Origin of the sequence: Nocardia sp. NPDC050630 (assembly GCF_044457245.1) — a bacterium.
Classification (GTDB): domain Bacteria; phylum Actinomycetota; class Actinomycetes; order Mycobacteriales; family Mycobacteriaceae; genus Nocardia.
The window spans coordinates 892,473-918,745 of sequence record NZ_JBITGN010000001.1 but is presented as its reverse complement, the minus strand read 5'-3'; the positions used below and the strand labels follow the sequence as shown (position 1 = coordinate 918,745).

At 65.7% G+C, this 26,273-nt stretch carries 26 protein-coding genes; 12 read left to right on the top strand and 14 right to left on the bottom strand.

Annotated elements, in window-relative coordinates; genetic code table 11:
- The first annotated feature begins 75 nt into the window (after positions 1-75).
- The 4 genes from ACIBG0_RS04130 to ACIBG0_RS04115 all read left to right on the top strand — a co-directional run bounded on the left by ACIBG0_RS04130 (position 76) and on the right by ACIBG0_RS04115 (position 4,376).
- Positions 76-1,011, top strand: a complete 936-nt coding sequence (locus tag ACIBG0_RS04130) for an alpha/beta fold hydrolase (RefSeq protein ID WP_397029016.1) — start codon at positions 76-78, stop codon at positions 1,009-1,011.
- Between the two features lie 61 nt (positions 1,012-1,072).
- Positions 1,073-2,380 (top strand): hypothetical protein, encoded by a 1,308-nt coding sequence (locus ACIBG0_RS04125; RefSeq protein ID WP_397029015.1) that lies wholly within the window; start codon positions 1,073-1,075, stop codon positions 2,378-2,380.
- 105 nt (positions 2,381-2,485) lie between these two features.
- Entirely contained in the window at positions 2,486-3,955 is a 1,470-nt protein-coding gene (locus ACIBG0_RS04120; RefSeq protein ID WP_397029013.1) for an SDR family NAD(P)-dependent oxidoreductase, read from the top strand.
- Between the two features lie 31 nt (positions 3,956-3,986).
- Positions 3,987-4,376, top strand: a complete 390-nt coding sequence (locus ACIBG0_RS04115) for a DUF2784 domain-containing protein (RefSeq protein ID WP_397029011.1) — start codon at positions 3,987-3,989, stop codon at positions 4,374-4,376.
- Here the strand turns inward: ACIBG0_RS04115 and ACIBG0_RS04110 are convergent.
- The gene (locus ACIBG0_RS04110; RefSeq protein WP_397029009.1) at positions 4,316-5,089 is read right to left on the bottom strand and encodes a thioesterase II family protein; all 774 of its coding nucleotides are present in this window, start codon (positions 5,087-5,089) and stop codon (positions 4,316-4,318) included. The two genes, ACIBG0_RS04115 and ACIBG0_RS04110, sit on opposite strands and share 61 nt — an antisense overlap.
- Positions 5,090-5,099: 10 nt before the next feature.
- On the bottom strand, positions 5,100-6,005 hold the full coding sequence (locus ACIBG0_RS04105; RefSeq protein WP_397029007.1) for a dienelactone hydrolase family protein: 906 nt from the start codon (positions 6,003-6,005) through the stop codon (positions 5,100-5,102).
- 44 nt (positions 6,006-6,049) lie between these two features.
- On the opposite strand from ACIBG0_RS04105, the gene ACIBG0_RS04100 reads away from it, so the two are divergent.
- Positions 6,050-7,396 (top strand): CoA transferase, encoded by a 1,347-nt coding sequence (locus ACIBG0_RS04100; RefSeq protein WP_397029005.1) that lies wholly within the window; start codon positions 6,050-6,052, stop codon positions 7,394-7,396.
- Between the two features lie 21 nt (positions 7,397-7,417).
- On the opposite strand, the gene ACIBG0_RS04095 is transcribed toward ACIBG0_RS04100, so the two are convergent.
- Positions 7,418-7,990, bottom strand: a complete 573-nt coding sequence (locus ACIBG0_RS04095) for a TetR family transcriptional regulator (RefSeq protein ID WP_397029003.1) — start codon at positions 7,988-7,990, stop codon at positions 7,418-7,420.
- Between the two features lie 101 nt (positions 7,991-8,091).
- Here ACIBG0_RS04095 and ACIBG0_RS04090 point away from each other — a divergent pair, with 101 nt between their 5' ends.
- Genes ACIBG0_RS04090 through ACIBG0_RS04080 form a run of 3 tightly spaced genes read left to right on the top strand, consistent with a single transcriptional unit; the run spans position 8,092 to position 11,259 of the window.
- Entirely contained in the window at positions 8,092-9,297 is a 1,206-nt protein-coding gene (locus ACIBG0_RS04090) for an FAD-dependent monooxygenase (RefSeq protein ID WP_397029001.1), read from the top strand.
- 49 nt (positions 9,298-9,346) lie between these two features.
- Positions 9,347-10,375 carry a nucleoside hydrolase gene (locus tag ACIBG0_RS04085; protein ID WP_397030194.1) on the top strand — a complete coding sequence of 343 codons (1,029 nt, stop codon included), beginning with the start codon at positions 9,347-9,349 and terminating at the stop codon, positions 10,373-10,375.
- Complete coding sequence (locus tag ACIBG0_RS04080) at positions 10,372-11,259, top strand: amidohydrolase family protein (protein ID WP_397028999.1); 888 nt, start codon at positions 10,372-10,374, stop codon at positions 11,257-11,259. Before ACIBG0_RS04085 ends, ACIBG0_RS04080 begins: the two co-directional genes overlap by 4 nt.
- Before the next feature lie 251 nt (positions 11,260-11,510).
- Here ACIBG0_RS04080 and meaB read toward each other — a convergent pair whose 3' ends face one another.
- From meaB to ACIBG0_RS04065, 3 genes are read right to left on the bottom strand one after another with little or no spacing between them, the layout of a single operon-like run.
- Positions 11,511-12,557: a methylmalonyl Co-A mutase-associated GTPase MeaB gene (meaB, locus tag ACIBG0_RS04075; protein WP_397028997.1), complete on the bottom strand. Its 1,047-nt coding sequence runs from the start codon at positions 12,555-12,557 to the stop codon at positions 11,511-11,513.
- Positions 12,554-14,836, bottom strand: a complete 2,283-nt coding sequence (gene scpA / locus ACIBG0_RS04070; RefSeq protein ID WP_397028995.1) for a methylmalonyl-CoA mutase — start codon at positions 14,834-14,836, stop codon at positions 12,554-12,556. Before scpA ends, meaB begins: the two co-directional genes overlap by 4 nt.
- Entirely contained in the window at positions 14,836-16,683 is a 1,848-nt protein-coding gene (locus ACIBG0_RS04065; RefSeq protein WP_397028994.1) for a methylmalonyl-CoA mutase family protein, read from the bottom strand. Before ACIBG0_RS04065 ends, scpA begins: the two co-directional genes overlap by 1 nt.
- Before the next feature lie 174 nt (positions 16,684-16,857).
- On the opposite strand from ACIBG0_RS04065, the gene ACIBG0_RS04060 reads away from it, so the two are divergent.
- On the top strand, positions 16,858-17,541 hold the full coding sequence (locus ACIBG0_RS04060; protein WP_397028992.1) for a TVP38/TMEM64 family protein: 684 nt from the start codon (positions 16,858-16,860) through the stop codon (positions 17,539-17,541).
- Positions 17,542-17,769: 228 nt separating this feature from the next.
- On the opposite strand, the gene ACIBG0_RS04055 is transcribed toward ACIBG0_RS04060, so the two are convergent.
- From ACIBG0_RS04055 to ACIBG0_RS04045, 3 genes are all read right to left on the bottom strand, one after another.
- On the bottom strand, positions 17,770-18,672 hold the full coding sequence (locus ACIBG0_RS04055) for a S1C family serine protease (protein ID WP_397030192.1): 903 nt from the start codon (positions 18,670-18,672) through the stop codon (positions 17,770-17,772).
- 452 nt (positions 18,673-19,124) lie between these two features.
- The gene (locus ACIBG0_RS04050; protein ID WP_397028990.1) at positions 19,125-19,490 is read right to left on the bottom strand and encodes a nuclear transport factor 2 family protein; all 366 of its coding nucleotides are present in this window, start codon (positions 19,488-19,490) and stop codon (positions 19,125-19,127) included.
- Positions 19,491-19,601: 111 nt separating this feature from the next.
- Positions 19,602-19,994 carry a hypothetical protein gene (locus ACIBG0_RS04045; RefSeq protein WP_397028989.1) on the bottom strand — a complete coding sequence of 131 codons (393 nt, stop codon included), beginning with the start codon at positions 19,992-19,994 and terminating at the stop codon, positions 19,602-19,604.
- A 135-nt stretch (positions 19,995-20,129) separates the two neighbouring features.
- Here ACIBG0_RS04045 and ACIBG0_RS04040 point away from each other — a divergent pair, with 135 nt between their 5' ends.
- From ACIBG0_RS04040 to ACIBG0_RS04030, 3 genes are read left to right on the top strand one after another with little or no spacing between them, the layout of a single operon-like run.
- Positions 20,130-20,474, top strand: coding sequence for a hypothetical protein (locus tag ACIBG0_RS04040; protein WP_397028987.1), 345 nt, complete (start codon positions 20,130-20,132; stop codon positions 20,472-20,474).
- A gap of 4 nt (positions 20,475-20,478) precedes the next feature.
- Complete coding sequence (locus ACIBG0_RS04035) at positions 20,479-21,024, top strand: DUF6879 family protein (protein WP_397028985.1); 546 nt, start codon at positions 20,479-20,481, stop codon at positions 21,022-21,024.
- A complete protein-coding gene (locus ACIBG0_RS04030; RefSeq protein WP_397028983.1) occupies positions 21,021-21,860 on the top strand; it encodes a helix-turn-helix domain-containing protein in 840 nt (279 codons plus the stop codon). Before ACIBG0_RS04035 ends, ACIBG0_RS04030 begins: the two co-directional genes overlap by 4 nt.
- Here ACIBG0_RS04030 and ACIBG0_RS04025 read toward each other — a convergent pair whose 3' ends face one another.
- From ACIBG0_RS04025 to ACIBG0_RS04005, 5 genes are all read right to left on the bottom strand, one after another.
- Entirely contained in the window at positions 21,861-22,664 is an 804-nt protein-coding gene (locus ACIBG0_RS04025; protein ID WP_397028981.1) for an LLM class flavin-dependent oxidoreductase, read from the bottom strand. It lies immediately after the preceding gene.
- Positions 22,665-22,733: 69 nt separating this feature from the next.
- On the bottom strand, positions 22,734-24,041 hold the full coding sequence (locus ACIBG0_RS04020; protein WP_397028980.1) for a YhgE/Pip domain-containing protein: 1,308 nt from the start codon (positions 24,039-24,041) through the stop codon (positions 22,734-22,736).
- Between the two features lie 72 nt (positions 24,042-24,113).
- On the bottom strand, positions 24,114-24,353 hold the full coding sequence (locus ACIBG0_RS04015; RefSeq protein ID WP_397028979.1) for a hypothetical protein: 240 nt from the start codon (positions 24,351-24,353) through the stop codon (positions 24,114-24,116).
- A gap of 38 nt (positions 24,354-24,391) precedes the next feature.
- Positions 24,392-25,882, bottom strand: coding sequence for an arginine--tRNA ligase (gene argS, locus ACIBG0_RS04010; RefSeq protein ID WP_397028977.1), 1,491 nt, complete (start codon positions 25,880-25,882; stop codon positions 24,392-24,394).
- An 8-nt stretch (positions 25,883-25,890) separates the two neighbouring features.
- Complete coding sequence (locus ACIBG0_RS04005; protein WP_397028976.1) at positions 25,891-26,154, bottom strand: hypothetical protein; 264 nt, start codon at positions 26,152-26,154, stop codon at positions 25,891-25,893.
- Positions 26,155-26,273: the final 119 nt, after the last annotated feature.

The window sequence follows — 26,273 nt, the reverse complement described above, 5'->3', positions numbered from 1 at the left end:
TTCGGGCAATACGTAGTGTCAGTATCGGATCATGTACCGGCGGTACAGCCCCAGAGCATCGATCGAGGCAAGCAGATGACCGAACAGCTCGACTCCCCCGACCCGACCGGCGTCCAACGTCCACACCGGCGGTCGACGGTGCCCGGGGCGAATGGTGAGCTGGCCGTCTTCGAATGGGGCGAGCGCGGGGCCGAACCGCTCATCTTGGTGCACGGCCTGTCCGATACCCATCTGGTCTGGTCCGCGGTGGCGACGCTGCTGGCCGACGGCTTCCGAGTCATCGCCTATGACGTGCGCGGACACGGTGCATCGGCGAAACCCGCTGTGCCGCAGGATTATCGCCTCGAGCAATTGGCCGATGATTTCTTCGCGCTGATCGATGCGGTCAGCCCGAAGCGGCCGGTGCATGTCTGCGGACACGGCTGGGGTGCGGTGCAGGTGTGGGAGGCTGTCTGCGATCCTCGTGCCAATACCCGGATCGCCTCGTTCACCGCCGTCGCGGGTCCGAATCTCGATCACATCGGCATGACGCTGCGCGAATTGGCGGGCCAACCGCGCCGAGCGCTGGAACTGATCGCCGACCGGAAATTCTGGCGACACGGGGTCGGAACAGCCCAGACGGCGGCGCGACGGATCGCATATCCGCCGCGGGTACGCACCTGGTTGATAGAACGGCTCGGCGGCGTTGCCCGTGCGTATGCGCCGATCGCCCCGACCTGGCGCGCGGATCTGACCGCGGGTACCCGGATCGCCGTAGCCAATCTCGCACATCATCTGCTGTGGCCGCGTGAGCGCACCACCGCGGTGCCGGTGCAGCTGGTAGTGGACACCACCGATGTGCTGGTACCTCCATTCCTTTACTACGGCAGCGCACGGTGGGTGGATCGGTTGTGGCGCTGCCCGATTCCGGCCGATCACTGGTTGCCGGTGACCGAGCCGCTGCTCGTGGCCGAGGCGATCGCGAACTTCATCGAGGATCTCCGCGCCGCGAACGCCAGCATCCAGCAGTGATCGCGTAGATCCCGCCAACGCTGGGTGGCCGGCAAATCGGACGGGGTGGTACTTTGCGCGCATGACCGGACCGGGGGAACAACAGAATCAGCCCAACGACGCATGGTGGGCGCAGCAACAGCCGCAGCAGGGACCGCAGTATTCACAATCGGACCCGACAATGGTCGGGCAACCGGGTTATCAGCTGCCGTCGCAGCCCGCGGTTCCGGTCGTGGGACCGCAAGGCGATGCCGGACCGCAGAGCCCAGCGGAGCAGCAACCCGCTGATCCGACGATGGTGCGGCAGCCATTCGATCAGCCGGGGACCGCGCCCGCCGGATCGGGGACCGGATATCCGCAACCGGGATACCAACAGTCCTCACCCGGATATCCGCAGCCGGGGACACCGCAGGGCGTGCCCGGATTCCAGCAGAGTGGGGCCCCGCAAGTCACGCCTCCCGGTCACCCGTCGGGGTCCGGATATCAGCAACCGGCTTATCACCAGTCCTCGCCTGGATATCCGCAGCCGGGAACGTCGCAGGCTGCGCCCGGATACCCGCAAACCGGATCACCACAAGCCGCATCCGGATACCCGCAGGCCGGTTTCCAGCAACCCGGATTCGAGCAGCCCGCGTCCGGATTCCCACAGGGTGCACCGGGTTTCCAACAGCCCGGATACCAGCAACCCGCACCCGGATATCAACAGCCGCCCAAATCCGGTGGCAAAGGCTGGCTTTGGGCGCTCGGCGCGGTCGTCGTCACCTCCGCGGTATGGGCGGGCGCGATGTTCGCGATCGGCGCGTTCGACGCGGGCAAGGCCGATATCAACAAGGATGCCGATCTGCGCGGCTACAAGTATGTCGCCAATCTGTGCGACCTCACCGACACCTCGCCCTATACCAGCGCGGGCTTCACGCTGTCCAAGACCGATTCTTCGGGCAAGACTTATCCGAAGCACGAGGGCTCCAAGCACGCCGCGGTCGATTCGATGGGGTGCGATGTTCGCTTCACTCCGTCGGGCTCGACGGAGAAGTACGACTACGCCGCCATCTACACCAGCGCGCAGGTGCACAAGCAGACCAATCCGGGACCGGAATTCACCGCGTCGTATGAGACCTGGACCCAGAGCGAATACGGCAAGGACGCGAAGGTCGACAAGATCACCGGGCTGGGCGACGAGGCGTATGTGATCACCGGCAAGCACAAGTCCGACGATCCGACGGCCGATGTCTCACTGGCCATGCGCGACGGCTGGACCACCTACCACATCAGCTGGTCGCAGTATTCGTCCAGTTCGTCGAAGTCCCCGGGCAAGATCCTCAGCGCGTCCGAGGTCACCGATCTGCTGAAGAAGACGGCCACCTCGACCATGAGCAAGCTGCGCAAATAGGTGGCATCCGGTCGGTGCGGGACCGCCCGCGCCGACCGGTCCGCCTTCGAATGCGACAATGACTGGGTCAACCTCCCAGTTCACGAAGGAAAAACCCGCATTCCGATGGTCGAGAACACCGCGTCGACATCTACCGCACCAGCGCCGAGCGGCACTGCCATCGACTCCGATGAGCTGGCGATCTGCCTGCGGGTGCTGGAGCAGGCCGGACAGTTGGATAAGGACGATCCGGCGTCGGTCGCGGTGCAGCGTGCCGTCGGCCATATGTTCAAGAAGTTGAAGCAGCGCAGGCGAACCGAGGCCAGGGATGCGGTCGCCGAGGCGGACCGGGCGGTGGTCGCGGCGACCGCGACCGGGTCACCGAATCGGATCGATGATGAAACCGCGGGCATCCCGCTGACTTCGAATGCGGCAGGCGCGAGCGCGGGCACGCTTATCCGGCCGCGGCCTTGCTATATCTGCAAACAGCGCTATACCCGGGTCGACGCGTTCTACCACCAGCTGTGTCCGGACTGCGCGGCCAGCAGCCACGCAAAACGGGACGCCCGTACCGATCTCACCGGACGGCGGGCGCTGCTTACCGGCGGTCGCGCCAAGATCGGCATGTATATCGCGCTGCGACTACTGCGCGACGGTGCGCACACCACCATCACCACCCGCTTCCCGAACGATGCGATCCGCCGCTTCGCCGCCATGGACGACAGCGCCGACTGGCTGCACCGACTGCGTATCGTCGGTATCGATCTGCGGGATCCGGCCCAGGTCGTCGCGCTCGCCGATGATGTCGCGGCGCAGGGACCGCTGGATATCCTGATCAACAATGCCGCCCAGACCGTGCGCCGCTCCCCCGGCGCATACAGCGCGCTCGTCGAGGCCGAATCCGATCCGCTGCCCGCGGGTGCGCGACCGGATGTGGTGACCTTCGGCAAGACCATGCAGCCGCATCCCACCGCACTCACCGCATCCCTCACGCCGACGCTGTCCTCGGCCGATGTCGCGGAACTGGCTTTGGTCGCGGGATCGGCCACGCCGGAACGTATTTCGCGCGGCATCGCCATCGATGCCGGTGGTCTGGTGCCGGATCTGGCGCACACCAATAGTTGGGTGCAGACGGTCGCCGAGGTGGACCCGACCGAACTGCTCGAGGTCCAGCTGTGCAATTCGGTGGCGCCGTTCATTCTGGTTTCGCGGCTGCGCCCGGCGATGGCCGCCGCCGGGGCTCGCCGCAAGTACGTCGTGAACGTCTCCGCCATGGAGGGCCAGTTCTCCCGCGCGTACAAGGGTGCGGGCCATCCCCACACGAATATGGCCAAGGCCGCGCTGAATATGTTGACCCGCACCAGCGCCCGCGAAATGTTCGAACAGGACGCCATCCTCATGACCGCCGTCGACACCGGTTGGATTACCGACGAACGCCCGCACTACACCAAGCTCCGCCTCGCCGAAGAGGGCTTCCATGCGCCCCTGGATCTGGTGGACGGCGCCGCCCGCGTCTACGACCCCATCGTCCAAGGCGAAACCGGCACCGACCTCTACGGCTGCTTCCTCAAGGATTACCAACCCGCGTCCTGGTAATCGGCGCAGGGCCCAGGGTTAGGCTGGGCGTATGGTGTATCGGCTGCTCGCTGATGCCACCGCGGCGGTGCATTTCGTATTCGTGGCGTATGTGGTGGTCGGCGGGTTCGTGGCGTGGCGGTGGCCGCGCACCATCTGGCTGCATCTGATCGCGTTCGGGTGGGGATTCAGCACGGTGCTGTTCGGATTCGATTGTCCGCTTACATATTCGGAGAATTGGGCGCGACATCGGGCCGGGGTGGCCGGGCTGCCACCGAGTGGGTTCATCGATCATTATCTGACCGGCGTGATCTACCCGGAAAGTGCGCTCGGGTTGGTGCGCGCGCTGGTCGCGGTGTGCGTGGTGGTGTCGTGGGTGGGCTATGCGTGGAGGGTGCGGGCAATGAGGTCGGCGACCTCGGAGACCTTGTCGTCCAGATAGAAATGACCGCCGGGAAAGACCGTGCAGTCGAAGGAACCGGTGGTGTGCTCTCGCCATTGCTCGGCCTGTTCAGGCGTCATTGTCGGATCCTCGGTGCTGACCAGTGCCGACACCGCGCACGACAGCGGGACGCCCTCCCGGTAGCGGTAGGTCTCGATGGCCTGGTAGTCGCTGCGTACCGCGGGCAGCACCAGTTCGGCCAGACTCGGTTCGTCGCGCAGGATCTGGACGGACGCGGGATCGGTTGCCAGACGCTCCAGGTCACCGATCAGACCGTCATCGGAGCCGAGATGCAGGCGGCCGGACTCGACGAAAGTCGGTGCGGGGCGGCCGGATACGAACAGTACGGTGAGCGGTTGCCCCTTGCGTTCCAGGCGGCGTGCGGTTTCGAAGGCCACAGTCGCGCCCATGCTGTGACCGAATAGCGAAAGTTGTTCCAGCGGGCCCTGATTCAGCACCTCGTCCACGATCTGATCGACAAGGGTGTCCATATCACCGATCGCGGGCTCACCGAGGCGATCCTGCCGACCCGGATACTGGACGGCCGCAACGGCAATGCCATTGTCGAACCGTTCGGCCAGTGCCCGATAGGCCGTGACCGCGCCCCCACCTGGCGGGAAGCACAGCAGCTGATGGCTCGGCGCGGGATGTGCGCGCAACACCCGCAGCCAATCCGTCGCGGCAATGGCCGTGCCCACGTCGATCTCCTTCACCGTCGAACGTTCACCCGAGATATGTGCCGTACCACTCCAGGACTCGCTGCCACGCTTCAGCGGCGGCGGTCGGGTTGTAGCGAGGTCCGGTGTCGTTGAAGAAGGCGTGGTCCGCATTCGGCGCGACGTAGATCTCGTGGACGAGACCTGCCCGATCCAGAGCCGCCTCCGCGGTGGGGCGTGAGGCGATCACCCGCTCGTCCTTGGCCGCGTAGATCCCGAGTACCGCGGCTTTCGAGCCGGACAGCTCTCCGTTCTCCGGGAAGGGACCGTAAAACGGTGTCGCCGCGGCGAGTTTCGGCGTACCCGAGGCCAGCAGCAGCCACACCAGACCGCCGCCGAAGCAGAAGCCGGTGGCGCCGATCTTCTTTTCCGGCACCCGCCGTTCCAGCTCGGCGATTCCGGCCTGCAGATCGCCGATGAACTGCTCCGGCGCGATCTTGCCGAGTTCGGCGGTGGCCGCCGCCGGATCGGTGAAGGCTGCGGTACCGCCGAATTCGGAGAGCAGGTCGACGGCAAGCGCGGAGTATCCGGCACCCGCGAAACGTCCTGTCACCGAACGGATATGCTCGGTGAGTCCCTTGTTCTCGTGGATGACGAGCACGCCGCCACGCGGCTGTGGGTCGGCCGCCCATGCGGCTTGTAGCTGGCGACCGCCCGGTCCGGGAAAGGTGATCGAAATGGCCGGGATCGCGCCGCTGGTACCCGGCGGGGCCGAGGACGCCCCGGGATTCGAACCCGTCGACGCGGAATTCGCCTGGTCGCCGCTACTGGAGCAGGCGGCGAGCAATGCGGCCGCGGCGGTAGCGCCGACGCCGAGCATTCCTAGTCGGCGCAGCGCTTCCCGGCGACCGAGCAATCCGTCGGCATGGTCGGTGGCTATCTCCTCGGCGATATAACGCTGCAGCGGCGTCATGGCCACGACCCTACTACTGCGGCACAACAACTACTCTCGATCTCGTGATTGCGCACGAACAGCTGGTCCGCGACTATGAGGCCGGAATCGGTGTACCGGCATCCGGCACCATCCCCGCCGACGATCCGGGCAGCTGTTTGGCTGCGACGCTGCCGGTTTGGGCACTGGCCGCCGGATCGGTGGCCGCGGTGACGGCGGCCGCGAACCGCATCCGCGACGTACACCATCTCAATCCGGTGCTGCACCGGCTCGATCCGGTCCGGATCACCGCCGCGTTCTCCAGTGAACGCCTGCTGCGCGTCGGCGGTGCGCCGGCCAAGATATTCGCCGATCTATCCGGCTTCTTTCCCACCTTCGACGGCTGGGTCCGCACCCACGCCAACTATCCGCATCATCGCGCGCGATTGCTCGCCTCGCTCGGACTGCCGGACGACGCCCCCGTTGATCTTGCGGTCGCGCAGATGGCGATGAGCCGGGCCAGCGATATCGAGGAGAATGCGGCGGCGCACGGCGCCATCGCGGTGCAGGTGCGGTCCGAGCAGGAGTGGGCGCAGAGTCCGCAGGGCCAGGCAGCCGCATCGGGCCCGCTGGTGGCGATCGATACCCGGATCGACCGGGGCGAGCTCGGCCTGCCGATCGGTGCATCGCCATTGCAGCCGTTGCGCGGGGTCCGGGTACTGGATCTCACGCGCGTGATCGCCGGACCCGTCGCGACCAGAACGTTGGCACTGCTCGGCGCCGAGGTAATGCGGGTCGATCCGCCGCACCTATCCGAGATCCCATGGCAATACCACGACACCTGCCAGGGCAAGCGCTCCACACTGCTCGATCTGTACCGGCACCTGCCGCTGATCAACGAGCTGCTCGCCGCCGCCGATGTGCTGATCACCGGATATCGACCGGGCGCGCTGGAAAACGCCGGACTCACCGCCGTCCGCCGCCCCGGCCTCGTGCACGGTCGGATATCGGCATGGGGCGAATCCGGCCCGTGGGGTCGGCGCCGCGGTTTCGACAGCATCGTGCAGGCCGCCGCCGGAATTTCGATCGTCGAAGGCGCACCAGCGGTACCGGGGACGCTGCCCGCGCAGGCATTGGACCACGCCTCCGGCTATCTGCTCGCGGCCGGTGTGATCGACGCACTGGTCGCCCGCGCACATGACGGCATCGGGCGCGATGTCCGAGTCGCATTGGCGCGCACCGCATCGTGGCTCCTCAGCGCACCCGGTCGCGCCCCGCGCCATCCGCAGGCCGCGGCGCCGAGTCCGATGGCGGCGGTCACCCACGGCAATGTCACCACCGCCGCGCCGGTGCTCGCCGAATATCCGGATTACGCGTGGCCCGCACCGCGGTACGGCGCGGACCGGCCGGTGTGGCCCCTGCACACACGGTAGGACTCGCGCTGGTCGGCGCTCTCAGGACTCACCGGCCAGGGCAGCGATTGCCGTGGCCAGTCGCGCACCGTCGGGCAAGTTCCGGCCGTGGGAGATCGTCCACAGGATCCCGAGGCCCTGGGTCAGCACGAAGTACAGTTCGGCGATCGCCCTAGCGGTGTCCGGATCCAGATCCGGACGGGATTCCTGCAGCGCTCGAGCGATGTCCTCGTAGGCACCGTTGAGACTTTCGTCCATATACGTCCGCGATTCCGGCGTCCGCGCGACGCGGACCAGATTCTCCAGACTGGCCAGCATGCCGTCCCGGTTGTCCTCGAAGACCTGCGGCATCGCGTTCCACATCCGTGTGAATGCCTCGAGCGGTGGCTGCCCGCTGCCCGCGCGGACCAGCGCCTCCATCCGGTCGCCGATATCGTTGCCGAGCGCCTCCGCGAGCGCCTCGGTGATCAGCCGATCCTTCGAACCGAAGTGGTAGCCGATCGCGGCCAAGCTCACACCCGCGGCCGCGGCGATATCGCGCGCGGTCGTCTTCGCCACGCCACGTTCGATGATGGCCTTACGTGCTCCCGCCAATAGGTCTTCTCGGTTTCCCATGACCTCAGCCTACACACGACTAAGACATTTGTACTAGACATTCGTGCCACCACGTGTTAGACATACGTCTGACACATTCGTTCGAGAGATTGGCCCCGGCTATGAGTACCAACTCCCTGCGCATCCTGATCAGCGGCGGCGGCATCGCGGGCAACGCGCTCGCACTGCAATTGCTGCGGGCAGGCATCCGAACCACCGTCGTCGAGCGCGCCCCCGAGCCGCGCCCCGGCGGACAGGCCGTCGACCTGCGCGGCCCGAGTCGCGAAATCGCTGAGCGGATGGGACTCATGCCGGGCATTCGCAAGTACCAGCTCGACGAGCGCGGCATGGCCTACGTCGACGAGAACGGCCGAGAGTTCGCCCGGATGCCCGCGGAGATGTTCGACGGCAAGGGTCCGGTGGCCGAAATCGAAATCACCCGAGGCGATTTGAATCAGGTACTGCTCACCGAACTCGCTAGCACGGTGTCCGAACTCGATTACAGCTACGGCGAATGGGTCACCGCGCTGCGCCAAGACGCCACCGGTGTCGAAGTCGACTTCGCATCCGGGCGCACCGAGCGTTTCGATCTGGTCGTCGGTGCCGATGGTGTGCACTCGGCGACCCGGCAGCTGGCATTCGGACCGGAGGAGCAGTTCGTCACCTATCTCGGTGGCTACATGTCGTTCTTCACCATCCCGACCCCGGCCGGAACCGAGCCGGGCTGGTTCAAGATGCATTCGGTGCCCAGCGCCGCGGTGGCGATTCGACCGGATGCCGATCCGGCCACCTCCAAGGCGATCATCACCCTGCGCACCGAGGCCGATCCGGCGCTGCGCCGCGACGTCGCCGCACAGCAGCGGCTCATCCACGACATGCTGGCCGAGGCGCGATGGGAGACACCGGCGGTACTCGCCGCGATGACCACGACCCCGGACTTCTATTTCGACATGCTGGCCCGTGTCGATATGCCTTCGCTGTCCACCGGCCGGGTCACGCTGCTCGGCGACTCCGGCTTCTGCGGCTCCCCGATGACCGGTATGGGCACCGCAATGGCCATTGTCGGCGCATACGTCCTGGCCGGTGAAATCGCCGCCGCACCAGATGATCTCGCCGCAGCATTGACCCGCTACGAGCAGATCGTCAAACCTTTTCTGGACAAGGCCAAGGAACTGCCCGGTGGCGGCATCAAGATGATGCTGCCCACATCTCGCCTCGGCGCACGGATTGCCCGCACGAGTATGAAGGTCATGACCTCGCGAGTAATGCGTCCGGTAATGCTGCGGATGATGTCGAATACCGACGACTACGTGCTGCCCACCTACTGAGCCGGCGGGGCCCGCTCGCTACGCTCGACTCGTGCGGCAGAAGATCGTCATGGACGTCGATACCGGGATCGATGACTCACTCGCGCTGCTCTACCTGCTCGCCTCCCCGGAAGCCGAGATCGTGGGAATCGCCGCCACCGCGGGCAATGTGCCCGCACCACAGGTGGCGGCGAACAACCACGCCTGGCTGGATGTGTGCCGAGCACCCGATATCGAGGTGGCGCTGGGTGCCGCGGACCCGCTCGCGATCCCGCTGCGCACCACCGAGGACACCCATGGGCCACAGGGTGTCGGTTATGCGGAACTGCCGCAATCCGCCCGGTCGATCTCGGCCCGGTCGGCGGCCGAGATGTGGGTCGATCTGGTGCGCGGGGCTCCCGGCGAGATCATCGGACTCTGCACCGGACCGCTGACGAATCTGGCTCTCGCACTCCGCCTCGAACCCCGGCTGCCGCTACTGCTGCGGCGGCTGGTGATCATGGGCGGAGCCTTCAATCACCCCGGCAACACCACCCCCACCAATGAATGGAATGTGCACGTCGATCCGGAGGCGGCCAAGGAGGTCTTCGACGCCTTCTCCGCCGCCCCCGCCGATCGGCGGCCGATCGTGTGCGCGCTCGATATCACCGAGACCATCGAGATGCGGCCCAAACATCTGGCGCAGCTCGCCGAACGCGCGGGCAGTGTGCCTGTGGAGCTGGTTTCAGAGAGCGATCCGCCGGAAGCCAGGTCGGCGACGAGCAATCCGATCGTGCGGTACTTCACCGATGCGGTCCGGTTCTACTTCGACTTCCACAAACTCTACGACCAGGGCTACCTCGCACATATGCACGATCCGTTCGCGGCGGCGGTGGCGCTGGATCCGACACTCGCCGTCATTCGACCGGCCACCGTCGATGTCGAACTCGTCGGCGCCATCACCCGGGCCACCACGGTGGCGGACTGGGTGGGCATGTGGGGGCGAGAGCCCAACGCCGACATCGTGGTGGGCACCGACCCGGAGGTGTTCTTCGAGCGACTGATCTCCAGGGTCGGCGACTTCGCCCGGTCGGTCTACCCGCAGGAGGCTGCTCGATGATCGGCGACAGCGATGACAATACCTACCTGGCCGATTTCCGCACCCGGCTCGAACTGCCAGGGATCATCGACGTCCATACGCATTTCATGCCCGAACAGGTCATGGCCAAGGTATGGGCGTACTTCGATTCGGCCGGTCCGCTGGTCGGTCGGGAGTGGCCGATCGCCTATCGCGACGATGAGCACGTCCGGCTGAAGACTCTGCGCGACTTCGGTGTTCGCGCATTCACCTCGCTGGTGTATCCGCACAAACCGGATATGGCGGCGTGGCTCAACGAATGGAGCGCCGACTTCGCCGAACGCACCCCGGATTGCCTACACACAGCGACGTTCTATCCCGAACATTACGCCGACAGTTATGTGGAGGCGGCGATCGAGCGCGGTGCCCGGGTGTTCAAGGTGCATGTGCAGGTCGGCGACTTCCATCCCGGTGACCCGCTGCTGAATCCGGTGTGGGGCATGATCGAAGATGCCGGAATACCGGTGCTGATCCACTGCGGCTCCGGACCCGTACCCGGCGAGTACACCGGACCAGAGCCGATTGCTGTTCTGCTGCAACGCTATCCGCGATTGAAGCTGATCATCGCGCATATGGGCACACCCGAGTACTCCGAATTCCTTGACTTGGCACAGCAATACCCGGGCGTGCACCTGGATACGACCATGGTGTGGACCGATTTCACCGAGACCACCGCGCCCTTTCCCACCGCCGAACACGGCAGGCTGCATACTTTGAGCGAGCGCATTCTGTTCGGTAGCGACTTTCCGAACATCCCGTACTCCTACGGACATTCGATCCATGCGCTGGAACGTCTGCAGCTGGGCGATTCCTGGCTGCGGCAGGTCTGCTATCGAAATGCCGCGCGGCTCTTCGGAATCGGATAACACTCACCGACGCGACGGTGAATCTGCTGCGCGATTTCGGGCGCCGCAGCGACCCACCTCGGCACCCGCGGCGCGGCCGCGATCGAACAAGCCTTCGGCGTGCTAACGGTACCGAATCCTGTTCCAACCCAAGGTCATAAACACCGAAGGTGCCGCCGGGTGCACCGAGGCGCTGGCCGCCCAGCTCGCCGCTGTCCAGCCGAAGGCGCGCGACAGGTCCCGAATTTCGCCCACGGAGTTAGCCAGTGACGTCAACTGTCGAAGGCGTCGAGAAGCTGCTCGGCGGCCAGTGCTGCGGTCAAGGTACCGTCGCGTACCTGCTTTTCCACTTGCGCGCGAATAGCTTTGACGTTCGGGTTCTCCGCGAGGCGGCGCAGCAATTGGTCGTGCACCATGGTCCAGGTCCAGTCGACCTGTTGGCGACGACGCTTTTCGGCGAATTCACCGGCCTCGGTGAGCACCCGGCGGTGTTCGAGGACCGTATCCCAGAACTTGTCCAGGCCATGGCCTTCGAGACCGCTCATGGTGAGCACCGGTGGGCGCCAGAGCGCGTCGTGCGGATGGATGAGGCGCAGCGCCCCGGCCAGTTCGCGAGCCGCGGACTTGGCCTCTATCTCGTGCTTGCCGTCGGCTTTGTTCACCGCGACCAGGTCGGCGAGTTCCAGGACACCTTTTTTGATGCCCTGCAGCTGATCTCCGGTGCGGGCGAGGGTCAGGAAGCAGAAGACGTCGACCATATTGGCGACCGTCACTTCGGACTGGCCGACGCCGACGGTCTCCACCAGGATCACGTCGTAGCCCGCGGCCTCCAGCAGCACGATGGTCTCGCGGGTCGCCTTGGCGACACCACCGAGGGTGCCCGCGGTCGGCGAGGGACGGATATAGGCGTTGCGCTCCAATGACAATCGCGCCATGCGGGTCTTGTCACCGAGGATGGAGCCGCCGGTTCGAGTGGAGGACGGGTCGACGGCCAGCACCGCGACCCGATGCCCCTTGCCGATCAGATCCATGCCGAGCGCATCGATGAACGTCGACTTGCCGACGCCGGGAACACCGGTGATGCCGACCCGATTCGAGGTGACCGTATCGGTGGGCGGGGTCAGGTCGAGCAGCAGTTGCTGCGCCAGCTCCCGATGGTCGGCCCTGGTCGACTCGACCAGTGTGATGGCCCGCGCCAAGGCGGCCCGCTCCCGGGAGCGAACCGCCTGCGCGAGTGCGTCCACATCGATGACGCGCTGACGCCCGCCCGTCGCCCGACCACCCCCCACGGTGGGATCGCTGCGCGATGCTGAAGTCATTGGCCGCTGCCGCCACCGATTTCATGACCGAGTTCGCCAGCCAACTTCTTCAGCAGGTCGATCGCGGCATCGGCGATCACGGTGCCGGGCGGGAAGATCGCCGCCGCACCCGCCGCGTACAGCTCTTCGAAGTCACCGGGCGGGATGACGCCGCCGACGATGACCATGATGTCGGGTCGCCCGACATCGGCCAGTGCCTGCCGCAGGGCGGGCACCAGCGTGAGGTGGCCGGCCGCCAGCGACGACACACCGACGACGTGCACGTCGTTATCGGCCGCCTGCTGCGCCACCTCTTCCGGGGTCTGGAACAGCGGGCCCACATCAACGTCGAAGCCGAGGTCGGCGAAGGCCGTGGCGATCACCTTCTGACCGCGGTCGTGCCCGTCCTGACCCATTTTGGCGACCAAAATGCGGGGGCGCCGCCCCTCCGCGTCGGCGAATTCCTCGACGAGTTCAATCGCCTTGCTGATATTGGTCACCTTTCCGGCCTCGTCGCGGTACACACCGGAGAGCGTACGGATCTCGGCCTGGTGGCGCCCGTACACCTTTTCCAGCGCGTCGGAAATCTCCCCGACGGTGGCCTTGGCGCGGGCGGCGTTGATGGCCAATGCGAGCAGGTTGTTCTCCATGCCGCGGTCGGAGGAGGCGGCGGCACGGGTCAATTCGGCGAGTGCTCGCTCGACCTCGACCGAATCACGTTCGGCGCGAAGCCGGTTCAGCTTCTCGATCTGCTCGGCGCGCACTCGCGAGTTCTCGACCTTGAGGACCTCGACCTGCTGATCCTCTTCGACCTGGTACTTGTTCACGCCGATCACCGGCTGCTGACCGGTGTCGATGCGCGCCTGCGTGCGTGCGGCGGCCTCCTCGATGCGCAGCTTCGGGATACCCTCGCCGATCGCCTGAGCCATACCGCCGTGTGCCTCCACCTCGGCGATATGCGCGCGGGCGCGATTGGCCAGCTGGTGGGTGAGCCATTCCACGTAATACGAACCGCCCCATGGGTCGATCGGCCGCGTGGTGTTGGACTCCTGCTGGATCAGCAGCTGGGTATTGCGGGCAATGCGGGCGGAGAAGTCCGTCGGCAAGGCCAGCGCCTCGTCGAGGGCGTTGGTGTGCAGCGACTGGGTGTGTCCCTGGGTCGCCGCCATCGCCTCGATACAGGTGCGTGCCACATTGTTGTAGGCGTCCTGCGCGGTCAGCGACCAGCCCGAGGTCTGCGAATGCGTCCGCAGCGATAACGATTTCGCGCTCTTGGGCTCGAACTTGGCAACCAGCTCACTCCAGAGCAACCGCCCCGCACGGAGTTTGGCGACCTCCATGAAGAAGTTCATGCCGATGGCCCAGAAGAACGACAGGCGCGGTGCGAACTTGTCGACCTCCATACCCGCTGCGATACCCGCGCGGATGTACTCGACACCATCGGCGAGGGTGTAGGCCAATTCCAGATCGGCCGTGGCTCCGGCCTCCTGGATGTGGTAGCCGGAGATGGAGATCGAGTTGAACTTCGGCATCTTCGCGCTGGTGTAGGCGAAGATATCGGAGATGATCCGCATCGAGGGCTTCGGCGGGTAGATGTAGGTGTTGCGGACCATGAACTCTTTCAGAATGTCGTTCTGAATGGTTCCGGCCAGCTGTTCCGGTGCGACGCCCTGTTCCTCGGCCGCGACCACATACAGCGCCAGGATCGGCAGCACCGCGCCGTTCATGGTCATCGACACCGAGACCTGATCCAGCGGAATGTGATCGAAGAGCTGACGCATGTCGAGGATGGAATCGATGGCGACACCGGCCATCCCGACATCACCCTGCACGCGCGGGTGGTCGGAGTCGTAGCCGCGGTGCGTGGCCAGGTCGAAGGCGACCGAAAGACCCTTCTGCCCCGCCTGCAGATTGCGCCGGTAGAAGGCATTCGAATCCGCGGCGGTCGAGAAGCCCGCGTACTGGCGAATCGTCCACGGTTGGTTCACATACATCGTCGGGTACGGACCACGCAGGAACGGCGCGATACCCGGCACGCTGTCGAGTGGATACCCCTCGGCCGCAATGGCATCGCGATCGGCCTTGGTGAATACCGGTGGCACCTCGATACCTTCGGGCGTCACCCACACCAACTGTTCGGGGGTGTAGTTGTTCGCCTCGGCGGCGGCACGCACGAAGGCGTCGACCTGTGCCGAGTCGACGTCGGCGGGTTCGGCCGGACGTTCGGACAGCGGCACCTCGGCGAAACTGCCGATCCGGTGTTCGATGCCGCCGGGCTTGTCGATATGACTCAGTGTCATCAGGCTCCCACCTTCTCCAGCAGGTCCGACAGTGCGGCCACCGCATCGATGCGGGCCGCGAGATAACCGTCGGGGCGCTGCGCGTCGCTCAGATCGGCAACGGCCTTTTCCGCACCGGCCAGCAGCACCGTCTCGATTCCGGCGCCGCGCAACTGCTCGACCGCCGGGCGCGCCTGCTCGGCGTAACGCTTGTCCGAACCACATAATACGGCGATGCCAGCACCGGATTCGGTTGCTGCCGTGCTGATTCCGGCCACTTCGAGTGGACCGGGGTTGATCGACTCGATACCGCCCGAAGCCAACAGGTTCGCGATGAAGGTGACCCGAACATTGTGTTCGGCCACCGTGCCGAGCGGCACGAGCAGGGCACGCGGTCGCACGCCATTGGCCGCGAGGTAGGCATCCGAGCGGTCGCGCAGCGCCTCGAAGGCAGCGCCGTAGCGAACCACCCGTCCGGGCTGACGCGCCGCCTCGGACAGCGGCTGTTCGGCCAGGTTCGGGAATTCGTTGACACCGGTCACCGCCGTCTTGCGGTGTGCCACATCGGCATCCCGTGCCGATCGGGTCGCGGTGATCCGTTCGGCGAGCAGGCCGGAGTCCAACGCGACCGAATAACCGCCCGCGGCCTCGAGTTCCTGCATGAACTCCCACGCCTTTGCGGCGAGCGTGGCGGTGAGGTCCTCGACGTACCAGGAACCGGCACCCGGATCCCGAACATGACCCAGATGCGACTCCTCGAGCAGCAGCAGCTGGGTATTGCGAGCCATGCGGTCCGCGAACGACTTCGACACGCCGAGCTCGCCGGGCGGCAGCGCGGAATCGAAGGGCAGCACCGTAACCGTATCCGCCCCACCGACTCCCGCGCCGAAGGCCGCGAGGGTGGTGCGCAGCATATTCACCCACGGGTCGCGTTGGGTCATCATCGCCGCGGAGGTCACCGCATGCTGCGGCGCGTCACCGAATGCGGGTGCGCCGCACACATGTGCGACGCGGGCCCAGAGCTGGCGGGCCGCACGGAATTTCGCGATGGTGGCGAACTGGTCGTCGGTCGCGGCGAAGCGGAACTCCAACTGCTCGAAGGCATCCGCGATGTCCTGGCCGTCCTCGGTGAGTGCGCGCAGGTAGGCCAGACCTGCCGCCACCGCCGCACCGAGCTCCTGCGCGTCCGAGGCGCCCGCATCGTGAAAGACGGTGCCATCCACGGTGATAGCGCGCACGGTCTCCGGTCGCTGCACCGCCCGACCAGCCAGCGCGATGGCCTCCGCCAGTTCGATATCGGCGGTTCCGGCGAAGCGACTGGTGAGCGGGGCCGCGCCGAGCGCGACTCGAATTTCGGTCCGGTCCGCCACCTGATAATCGTCGAGCTGCGCGAAGACCTGTTGCGCCGCCTCGGAAACCGCATCACCGGCGGCGAGTGTCAGCGGTGCCAGTTCGAACAGCAGGCCCGACAGCGCCGCGGACAGTTCGGCCACCGGCACTCCGCGCTCGCCCACGCCGAGCCACAGTGCACTGATCCCATTCTCCAGCGCGGCCAAGATCTCGCGATTCGCCGCCGCGCCATCGGAGGCGGCGATGAAAGCACTGACATACCAGCCGCGATGCACATCCCTGGTGGCGTCCCGGCCACGGACGAACGGATATTCGCCCGGCAGCGGCAGTTCGGGCCGCTCATCCCCGCGGGTGTACAGCGGGGCGATGGTCAGACCGTCGTAGGTCTGTTCCTCGAGCAGCTTTTCTGGCTCCTCCGGAAGTTCGGCGACATCGACCCTGCGGGCCTTCGCCAGTACCCCCGCCACGCCCTTGCGCCATGCGGCGTAATCGGGCACCGGCTCTGAAGCAATCGGCATAGCTGCTGTTCCTCTTCTCCTCGACGCACATCGCGTGTGCGCCCGAAACCGTTGCATTCGCCCAGCTCAGCGAGCACATCGGTTAACGAGCATTCGTCCCGTTTCCTTCGATGCTAGCGGCACCAACGCAGGCGGTTGACCGTGGCCGCCGCTACCAACGGGTAACCTGGCGCGGTGCTCAGGCTCATCCGGGACCCACGCATCCTCGCCCTGCTCGTCGGTGGCGCGGCGCTGTTCATCGCCGCCATGCTGGTCCCACTACCGACACCACAGCAGATGCAGGACTGGGCCACCTCGGTCGGCCCGATCTTCCCGCTATTGTTCTTTGTGGTGCACGCGCTGGTCACGGTGGCTCCGATCCCACGGACCGTGCTGACGGTCAGCGCGGGCGTCCTGTTCGGACCCGCTCTCGGCATCGCGCTCGCTGCCTCTGCGACCACGGTCAGCGCCGCGCTGGCGATCCTGCTCGTCCGCGCGCTGGACCGAGATCGAGTGGCCGCCCATCTCACCCATCCCGCGGTCCGCTCCATCGATGAACGCCTGGAACGCCGCGGCTGGCTCGCGGTCGGATCGCTGCGCCTGATCGCCTTCGCCCCGTTCTCGGTGATCAATTACTGCTGCGCCCTCTCCTCGATCCGCTTCTGGCCCTATCTGATCGCCACCATCATCGGCATCCTCCCGGGGACCATCGGCACCGTCATCCTGGGCGATGCCCTCACCGGACGTACCCACCCCGGCATGCTCGTAGTCTCCGGAGTGCTCATCGCCATCGGCGTCGTCGGTTTGATCATCGACGCGCGCTGGTCGCGAACCCACGAACCGCACCTGGAGACCGCCCCGGTCACCGTGACCGACTGACGCACCGGCGTGCCAGGGCGGTGTATGCGCGCCTTGCGTCGATTCCGGTTTGCGGTTGCGCGCGGACGGCTACCCCGCAACAGCAATGACCGCTCGAAGGGAGGTGACGAACGATGGTGGTACACGCAGTCGAACCAGGGCCGAATGGCAATAACCACGACAACTGGAATCAAGACCCCCGCGAAGATCTAGCCGACGACGTCATCCGACCGTGGGGTCGCTGACCAGCTAATCCACGGTCAACTCGATCGGGATGGCGAAGACATCGACCATCGCGCCATTGCGCAACACCGTCACCGGCATCGAGACCCCGATAGCGTCGCCGAAGAGTTGGCGCTGGATGCCTTGCGCATCGGCCACTTCCGAGCGGGCGACGCTGAGTACGAGGTCGCCGCGGCGCAGCCTCGCATGATCGGCGGGGCCGCCGCGGACGACTTCGACAATGCGGACACCGGCATGTTGGCCGGTGCGAGCGGCGACGGCTGCGGGTAGTGGCGCCGGAACGCCGACCAGGCCGAGGTAGGCGCGGCGCACGCGGCCGTCTTTCAGCAGGGTGGTGATAATGCGGCGGGTAGTTGCATTGATCGGGATCGCGAGACCGAGTCCGACGCCCGCGACCGCCGTATTGATACCGACTACCCGCCCTGATGAATCCGCGAGTGCTCCACCGGAATTGCCCGGATTCAGGGCGGCATCGGTTTGGATCACATCCTCGATCACCCGACCGGCCCGGCGGGAAGCGACTGGGACAGCTCGACCCAGCGCGCTGACCACGCCCGCGGTCACCGAACCCGCCAACCCCAGTGGGCTCCCGACAGCCACCACCAATTGGCCGACCACGAGCTTGTCGGCATCGCCGAGTACTACCGCACCCGGCGCACCGTCGCGGGCGCGCAGCACCGCGAGATCGGAGAGCGGATCGATGCCGACGACGTCGATGCGCGATTCCACGCCGTCGGCGAACACCACATCACCGCTGCTCACCGAGCCCACCACATGCGCGTTGGTCAGCAGGAAGCCGTCATCGGTGAAGACCACCGCGGATCCGCTCCCCCGCCGGGTTCGCACGCTCGCCACATGCGGGGTGACCGACGCCGCGACCGCGATGACCGAACGCGAATAGGCGTCCATCGCCGATTCGTCGAGATCGTGTTGCCGTGTGGCGTCTTCCGGACCCGAGAACGGGCTCGATTCGTCGTCCACGCTGACCACCATCCTGCCCATCAGGCGCGCATTCGATATCCAGGCCGCCCTTTCCAGCATCCTCCGCCGCACCGCCCGATGTAGCGTGTTCGCCACAGGCGCAACCGGATTCATCCGACGTTCACCAACAGCCGCCGATCCGGCGTAAACGGCGCGTTCTGTTCAATTCGGCGCACGACCTGACCACAACTGTCTGAGACCGCGACGTACTGATACCGCTCAGAGCGTCGACCGCAGCTCACCGCCGTGCTGCACCTGCCCAGCCATCGCCCGGCCGAGCCAATGCGCGCGATCGCTGGCGATTCCAACGGGCACACCCGATCGCGATCTGCCCCCGAGCACATGTCCACGTGCCCGCAGGTCCCCGCTCAGGGATTCGACTATGCCCCCGGCAAGCGATCCAGGAAACCGTGCACACCGATGATCCGGCCGTCCTCGGCGAGAGTGATCACATCCGTCCCGGCGACCGGCGCGCTCCCGTCGGCCGCAACCAGCTCCCAGGAAAACCTGGCGGTGTGGTGATGTCCGTCGACCGCACCGAGCTGGCGGAATTCGAAGCCGGGGAACTGCTGGCGCACACCCCCGATGGCGGCGTTGAGTTGCTCGTGCCCGGCGACATCGGCCAGCGGATCGGTGTAGAAACCGTCCTCGCACCAAGCCGCGGCCACCGCCTTCGCGCGCACCTCGTCATCGGTGGCATTCCATGCCACGAAGTAGCGCCGAACCGCATCCTCGTACTGAGACATAGCGAATCATCCTCTGCTGGAAGGTATTCCGGTCCTCCACCGGAATACTCCGGCGGATACGTCGACCTTGCCCGCTGCCGATCACGCAGTCGATTACGCGCGAGGTAAGGATCAGCGTGCGAACCAGCGCGGCCACTGATAGCCACGCTCCCACACCGTGTCCCCTGCGACTACGACCAGATCGCAGATCTCGGTGACCGCACGTCGCGCCGCCCAGATGTGCTCTCTGCTCGGCACGATGACCGCATGCGCACCACAGCGCGTGATGGCCGCGAGCAGCCGTGCGACCGGATCGCCCTGCGGACCCACCTTCATCGAGACCAGCTCGTATCCCCGTCGTGCCGCGCAGGTGCGGGTGGCCCGCACATCGTGATCCACCATGGACCCCGAAATATCCCACCGCACGAACCCGATCGCCCACGGTTTGATCGCGGCCCCGTTGCCAAGTGACCCCGTTTCGCTTGCCAACCGCCCGACAACCTCCCATGGTTCCGACCCGCTCATGTCACTCACCCTGTCTGCCAGCACCTACCCAGAACGGTAGAAAACCGGCCGGGCGCGCCACCATGGTTTTGCGGGGATTTGCGGAAGTTGTTGACCCATATGGCGTTGACCGGTGACGATTGTGCAGCCAGCGCAATGCCCACGCGAGACGAGGCCACTCTGATGCGTATACAACTGCTCGGCGGACCCACCAACAACACCGGCTCGCCCCGGCTGTGGATCGATGAGGATCAACATCTGTATCTCGTGCAGGGCTACCGGGTGGCCCATGACGCGAACCGAGTAGAAATACCGCATATGCTGCTCGGCTGGCTGCAGCCCGGCACCTATATCGGCGCGCCGCTTGTCGATTCCGGGCATGGTTCCTTCACCCTTTCCGGCCAGCCGATCACCGATCCGGATGCCTTGGCGCGCATGCGGATTCCCGAGCACGAAACCGCGGTCGCGGTCCCGGTCGGACAGAGCCCGTGGGAATGGTAATGCAATGCTCTTCTACACCATCGAGGAAACCAACGATCTCATCCGCGAAACCCGCGGCGACGCTTTCCATCTCGAGGTGTCCGACGATCACTCCCAGGTCTCCGACGAGACCGAACCGATGCGCCGCGTCCTCGCGGGCCTACCGCCGTTCGAGGAGGAGTCCTATCCACCGTCGTGGCGGGCCTGGGAGAAGCTCACCAGCGAGGTCGCGGGGCGCGGCGTGCCGATCCGGCGCGTGCGGGTGGTCTCGGAACCGCTCACCGACTACGTTCGATTCCTGCACGCGCTCACCGATCGCAATCAGCGCTACGGCGAGGATATCCGCTGGCTGCCGAGGCATCTCGCCGATCCGGCGGAATACACCGATGACGAATGGTGGCTGCTCGACGAGACGGTCGCGTTTACGATCTTCACCAAGACCGGCGATCTGGCGGGTGCGGCGGTGACTACCGACCCTGTTCTGGTCGCACGCTGCACGACTGTACGAGATACACTGTGGAACAAAGCAATTCCGCACCACGACTACATGCCCGGCGGGCGGAGTGGATGACCGGTGTCGAGCAGTCCCGGCAAGCCTTCGGGGCACGCTTACGTGAACTGCGCAAGGCCGCACATCTGACCGGTGTGCAGCTCGCCGCCGAAGCGGGCTGGCATTCGGCCAAGGTGTCGCGCATCGAACACGGTAAACAAACGCCGAGCGATAACGATCTGGTCCAGTGGTGCCGACTGTGCGGCGCCGAATTGCTGCTGCCGGACCTGCGTGCGGCACTGGCGAATATCGAGGCGCTCTGGCAGGAGTGGCGGCGTATCGCCGCGACCGGACATGCCCAGCAGCAGCGCCGCCGCATCGAGTTGGAGGCACGCGCCACCACCATCCGCAATTACGAGAACGCGGTCGTTCCCGGCCTGTTGCAGACCGAACCCTATGCCAGGGCGGTACTCCAGTCCTGTATCGACTTCGTCGGCGGTATCGACGATATCGACCGTGCGGTGACGGCACGGATTGCGCGCCAGCGGATTCTGCACCACGGCACCCATCGGATCAGCATCCTGCTTGCCGAGCAAGCGCTCTACACCACTGTCGGTGACAACGAGGTGATGGCCGGTCAGCTCGAACGGCTCATCGATCTGATGCCGCTACCGAGACTCGGGCTCGGCATCATTCCGCGGACAGCCGATTTCCTGTACACCACAACATGTTTCGTTTTGCTCGACAAACGCATCGCGGAGGTCGAGACCATTTCGGCGGGTCTCACGATCACCCAGCCGCGGGAACTCGCGTACTACGAGAAGACCTGGGCGGCGCTGCACCGGCAGGCTCGGTACGGCGAAGCCGCCCGAGCCATCATCACCGATGCGCTGAAGCTGCGGCTGACGCAGCTGTAATCACAGTGCCGCACGGAGTTTCGCGGCCTTCTCGTAATCGCCCTGCCATTCGGGGCCGGTCGGGGCGAGAATGACACGTTCGACACCGGCGTCCCGGTGCGCGGCGAGCAGTTCGACGGCGGCCGAATGATCGGTGGGCAGTACCGGCGCGACCACTGTCACCGCCGGTACGGGTCGATCGAATTCTGCTGCCAATAAGCGCAATTCGTCGAAATCGGCGGCCAGCTGGTCCAGGCCGGGCTGCAGGGTGATCCACCCATCGGCGTATTCGGCCGCGCGCCGTCGTGCCCGAGTCCCATTGCCCGCCACCAGGACCGGTGGCATGGCCGATCCGGGAGCCAGCACCACATCGACGCCGTTGACCGTGGCCGTCGCACCGGTGACGAGATCGGGCAGCACCCGCAGTGCCTCGTCGGTGCGCCGACCGCGGTTGCCGAATGTCGTACCGGCCGCGCGCCACCCGATATCGCCGTGCGCCGGATTGCCGGTGCCGACCCCCAGCAGCAGCCGATTGCCCGATACGTACTGCAGTGTGCTGATCTGCTTGGCTGCCCAAGCCACCGGGCGCAGTGCGAGCAACATGACGTTGTAGCCGACCCGAATCCGGTCGGTGACGGCGGCCGCGGTCGCGAGCGTCACGGTGCTGTCCAGCATGGGCGCGCTCGCCACGAGATGGTCGGTGGACCATACCGATTCGAGGTCGAGTTGTTCGGCGAGGCGGGCAGCAGCCCGCACATCGCCGAGGATCGGGTGGGCCGGATCGGGGGTGGAGGTCGGAAGGATCACACCGATGTCAAAGGTCATGAATACAACGTTAGGAATAAATCGTGAGCGTTCCAATGGCTCGATCGCTCAGCCCCATGCCCGCAACGCTCACCCCGTCGCTGCCGCCTGCTCAGCGGGTTTGCGATGCAAGCCCTTTCGGTCGTAGTACAGAGTTACCACCGCGCCCACGACGAGGCCGATACCTAGACCGAGCACCGCCATCCAACTGCCGCGCGCGAGCCCGGCGGCACCGCTGGCATTGAAGTAGAGGATGGCGCGCACCCCGAGAAAGACCTGGTGCATCGGTTCGAAGGTGGCCAGCCACTCGAAATACGTCGGCGTCGCCTCGATGGGCACGCTACCTCCCGAGGAGGGCAGGCCGAGCACGATGAACAGGATCAAATTGACCAGCAGACCCGCGGTGCCGAGCGCGGCCAGCACCGACAGCGCGGTCACCCCGACCGCGATGATCGCGAGCACGCAATACAGGAACAGTGCGAGCGGATGATCGAGTGGCACATCCAATGCCGTTGCGACACCGAGGAATACCGCGGAGACGATCGGCGCGGTGACGATCAGGATCACCCACTTCAATAGCAGGGTGCGAAAGCGGGAGATCGGCGCGGTCGGATAGTGCACGTACCACGGTCCGTACTCGGTGGGGGCGAATCCAAGGGCGGAATCGGTCATCGAGTGGATGATCATCGCACCGGTGAATCCGGCGAGCAGCACCATGATCGTGTAGAAGAACGCGGATAAACCCTGTCCGGTGCCGTCGGGCAGCGGCCGATACGCAGCGACCACCACCTGGATAGGATGGGCGAGCATCAATTGGCTGGCACCGGCAAGCTGTGGCGCTTGGCCGCCCGCGGCAGGTTGCAGCTGGGTCTGCACAGTATCGGTGAGTTGTTTGCCGACGGTCTCGTCGACGCGAGTCAGCGCCTGATCGGCAACGCGCTGCATGACCCCCGTGGCGAAACTGCCCGCGCGCGGATTCGTATGCACCGTGATGATCGGCTGTTCGACCTTGCCGGGCACCACCCCGGCCGCGCCGAGAATGGCCAACCGCTTGGTGAAGTCACTGGGAATGACGATCGCGCCGTATACCGTGCCCTGGTGCAGTTGCCGTTGCGCCTCGCCGAATCCGACCACTCGCAGGTCGATCTTATCGGCGGGCACGCTCGCGACGAGTGCGTCGGTGATCTGATCGCCGACATTGGTGGGCTTACCGCCGAGGGTGTCCCCGTCGTCCTGATTGACCAGCGCGACCGGGAAATCGTGCAGATTCTTCGTCGGATTGACCACATACGCCAGATACATGGTGGCCAGCAGCGACATGAGCAGGGTAACCACGGCGATCGGGGCGATCCAGGCCCGTGGCCGCAGATGGCGGGCGGCGGTTGCGGCAATCGTCATGGGCGCACCGTAATCCGTTGCGGCGGTGTTTCGGTACCGATCCGGCGCGGGTCGGTGGCTGCTCACACCGCGCTACCGACACCCATCACCGAGACCGCGATCACAATCGCAGTACAGCCAGCCCCGGTGTTCGATGTAGACCGACGGAATCGCCACGGCCACCAGGGGTGGCGAGAAAGCCGTGCGCCCATTCAGCTTGGTCTCCCGCACCCGCGATACGATCTGCTCCGCCACATTCATCCGCGACGTGATGCCGCGCATATCCGCGACGCCGATTTCCCGGCCACAGCGGTCGGTCAACCAGTCGCGCAACAGCCCGCACCCGGCGAACTCGCGCGCCCGAATCCTGGCTACATGCGTTCGGGGGCGGCGATGCCAAGGAGGCCGAGTCCGTGCGCTAGCGTCCGAGCAGTCGAATCGCATAGTGCGAGACGGTTTTTCCGTGTCTGTCCTGGTGCGGTGAGGACCGGGCAGACCTCGTAGAAAGCGGTGAAGTCTCGGGCGAGGTCGTAGAGGTAGCCGCACAGTCGGTGGGGTTCGAGGGTGACCGCGACTTCGGCGACGACCGTGCCGTAGGCGTCGAGTTCCAGCGCAAGGGCCCTTTCGGCGGGTTCGAGCGCGATGGTTGGGTCGATCCGCACGTCGTAATCTTGCGCTTTGCGCAGGATGGACCGGACTCTGGCGTGCGCGTATTGCAGATAGACGCTGGTATTGCCGTTCAATGCGACCATGCGGTCCAGGTCGAAGGTGTAGTCCTTGACCCGGGAAGTGGACAAGTCAGCGTATTTGACCGCGCCGATTCCGGTCGGTTCCGCGATTGCGCCGAGGCTGTCGGTTGACAGTTCCGGATTCCGTTCGGCGACAACGGCTCCAGCCTTCACCACGGCCTCGTCGAGGAGGCGGGTCAGTCTGACGGTGCCGCCCGCACGGGTTTTGAAGGGCCGCCCATCCGGGCCGAGCACGGTGCCGTATGCGATGTGTTCCGCCTCGAGGTCGTCGGTCAACCAACCGGCCCGCCGAGCGGCTTCGAAGATCAGCCGAAAGTGCAGGGCCTGACGGGAATCGGTGACATACAGTAGCCGTTCGGCGCGCAGGGTCCGCACCCGATACCGGATGGTCGCCAAATCCGTTGTGTCGTAGCCGTAACCGCCGTCGTGCTTGCGCACCATCAGCGGCACGGGTTGGCCCTCAGGGCCATCGACTTCTTCGGAAAAGACGACCAAGGCGCCGTCGCTCTCGACGGCGATGCCCTTGTCGACCAGCTCGGCAATGGTGTCGGTCAGCATCGGGTTATAGAACGACTCGCCGACATAATCGTCCGCCGTCAGCAGCACACCGAGCCGATCGTAGATCTCACCGAACGCCCGCTCCGATTCGGCGACGATCTCCCGCCACTGCCGCACGGTAGCCTCATCGCCGGATTGCAGCGCCACCACCCGAGCCCTTGCCCGCTGGGCGAATGCCGGATCACGGTCGAATTCGGTCCGCGCCGCCTTGTACAGACCGTCCAATGCCGAAACCGCCGACGAATCGCCACTCAGCTCATCATGCCGCCAGCGCACCCCGGGATGCTCATCCAGATATTGGATCAACATCCCGAACTGAGTCCCCCAGTCCCCCAGGTGATTCTGCCGAATCACCGTCGCCCCGAGAAATGTCAGCACCCGGGCGATGCAGTCACCGATGATCGTCGTGCGCAGATGCCCGACATGCATCTCCTTGGCGATATTGGGTGCCGAATAGTCGACCACCGTCCGCCGACCGCGCTCGAAATCCGATACGCCCAAGCGTCCGTCGGATAGTCGCGCCGAAACCTGTTCCCACACTGCATGATCCGACACTGTGATGTTCAGGATCCCGGACCCGAAACCATCACCGCGTCGAACAATGCATCATCCGAATCCAATGCCGCGACTAATTCGGCTGCGAACTCAGCGGACCGCACCCGCGCCCGCTTCGCCACCGCAAGCGCGACGTTGGACTGGAAATCCGCCCGCTCGGAGCGTCGCACCATCGGATCGGTCCCCACCAGCTCCGGACGAGCGCGCCCGATCGCCTCTGCCACAGCCCCGGCAACCCGATCGAGCAGCGGCAACACCCCGGAATCAGCCACGTGCAATCCTCCTGTCCTTGTGGACCGTGAGTATTGCAGCGCACCCGGTGTCAGGCCGAGCCATTTTCCGCCGCTGCCCCCTGGGCAGGCCGCAGTGCCGAAACCGACCTGTCGCCGCA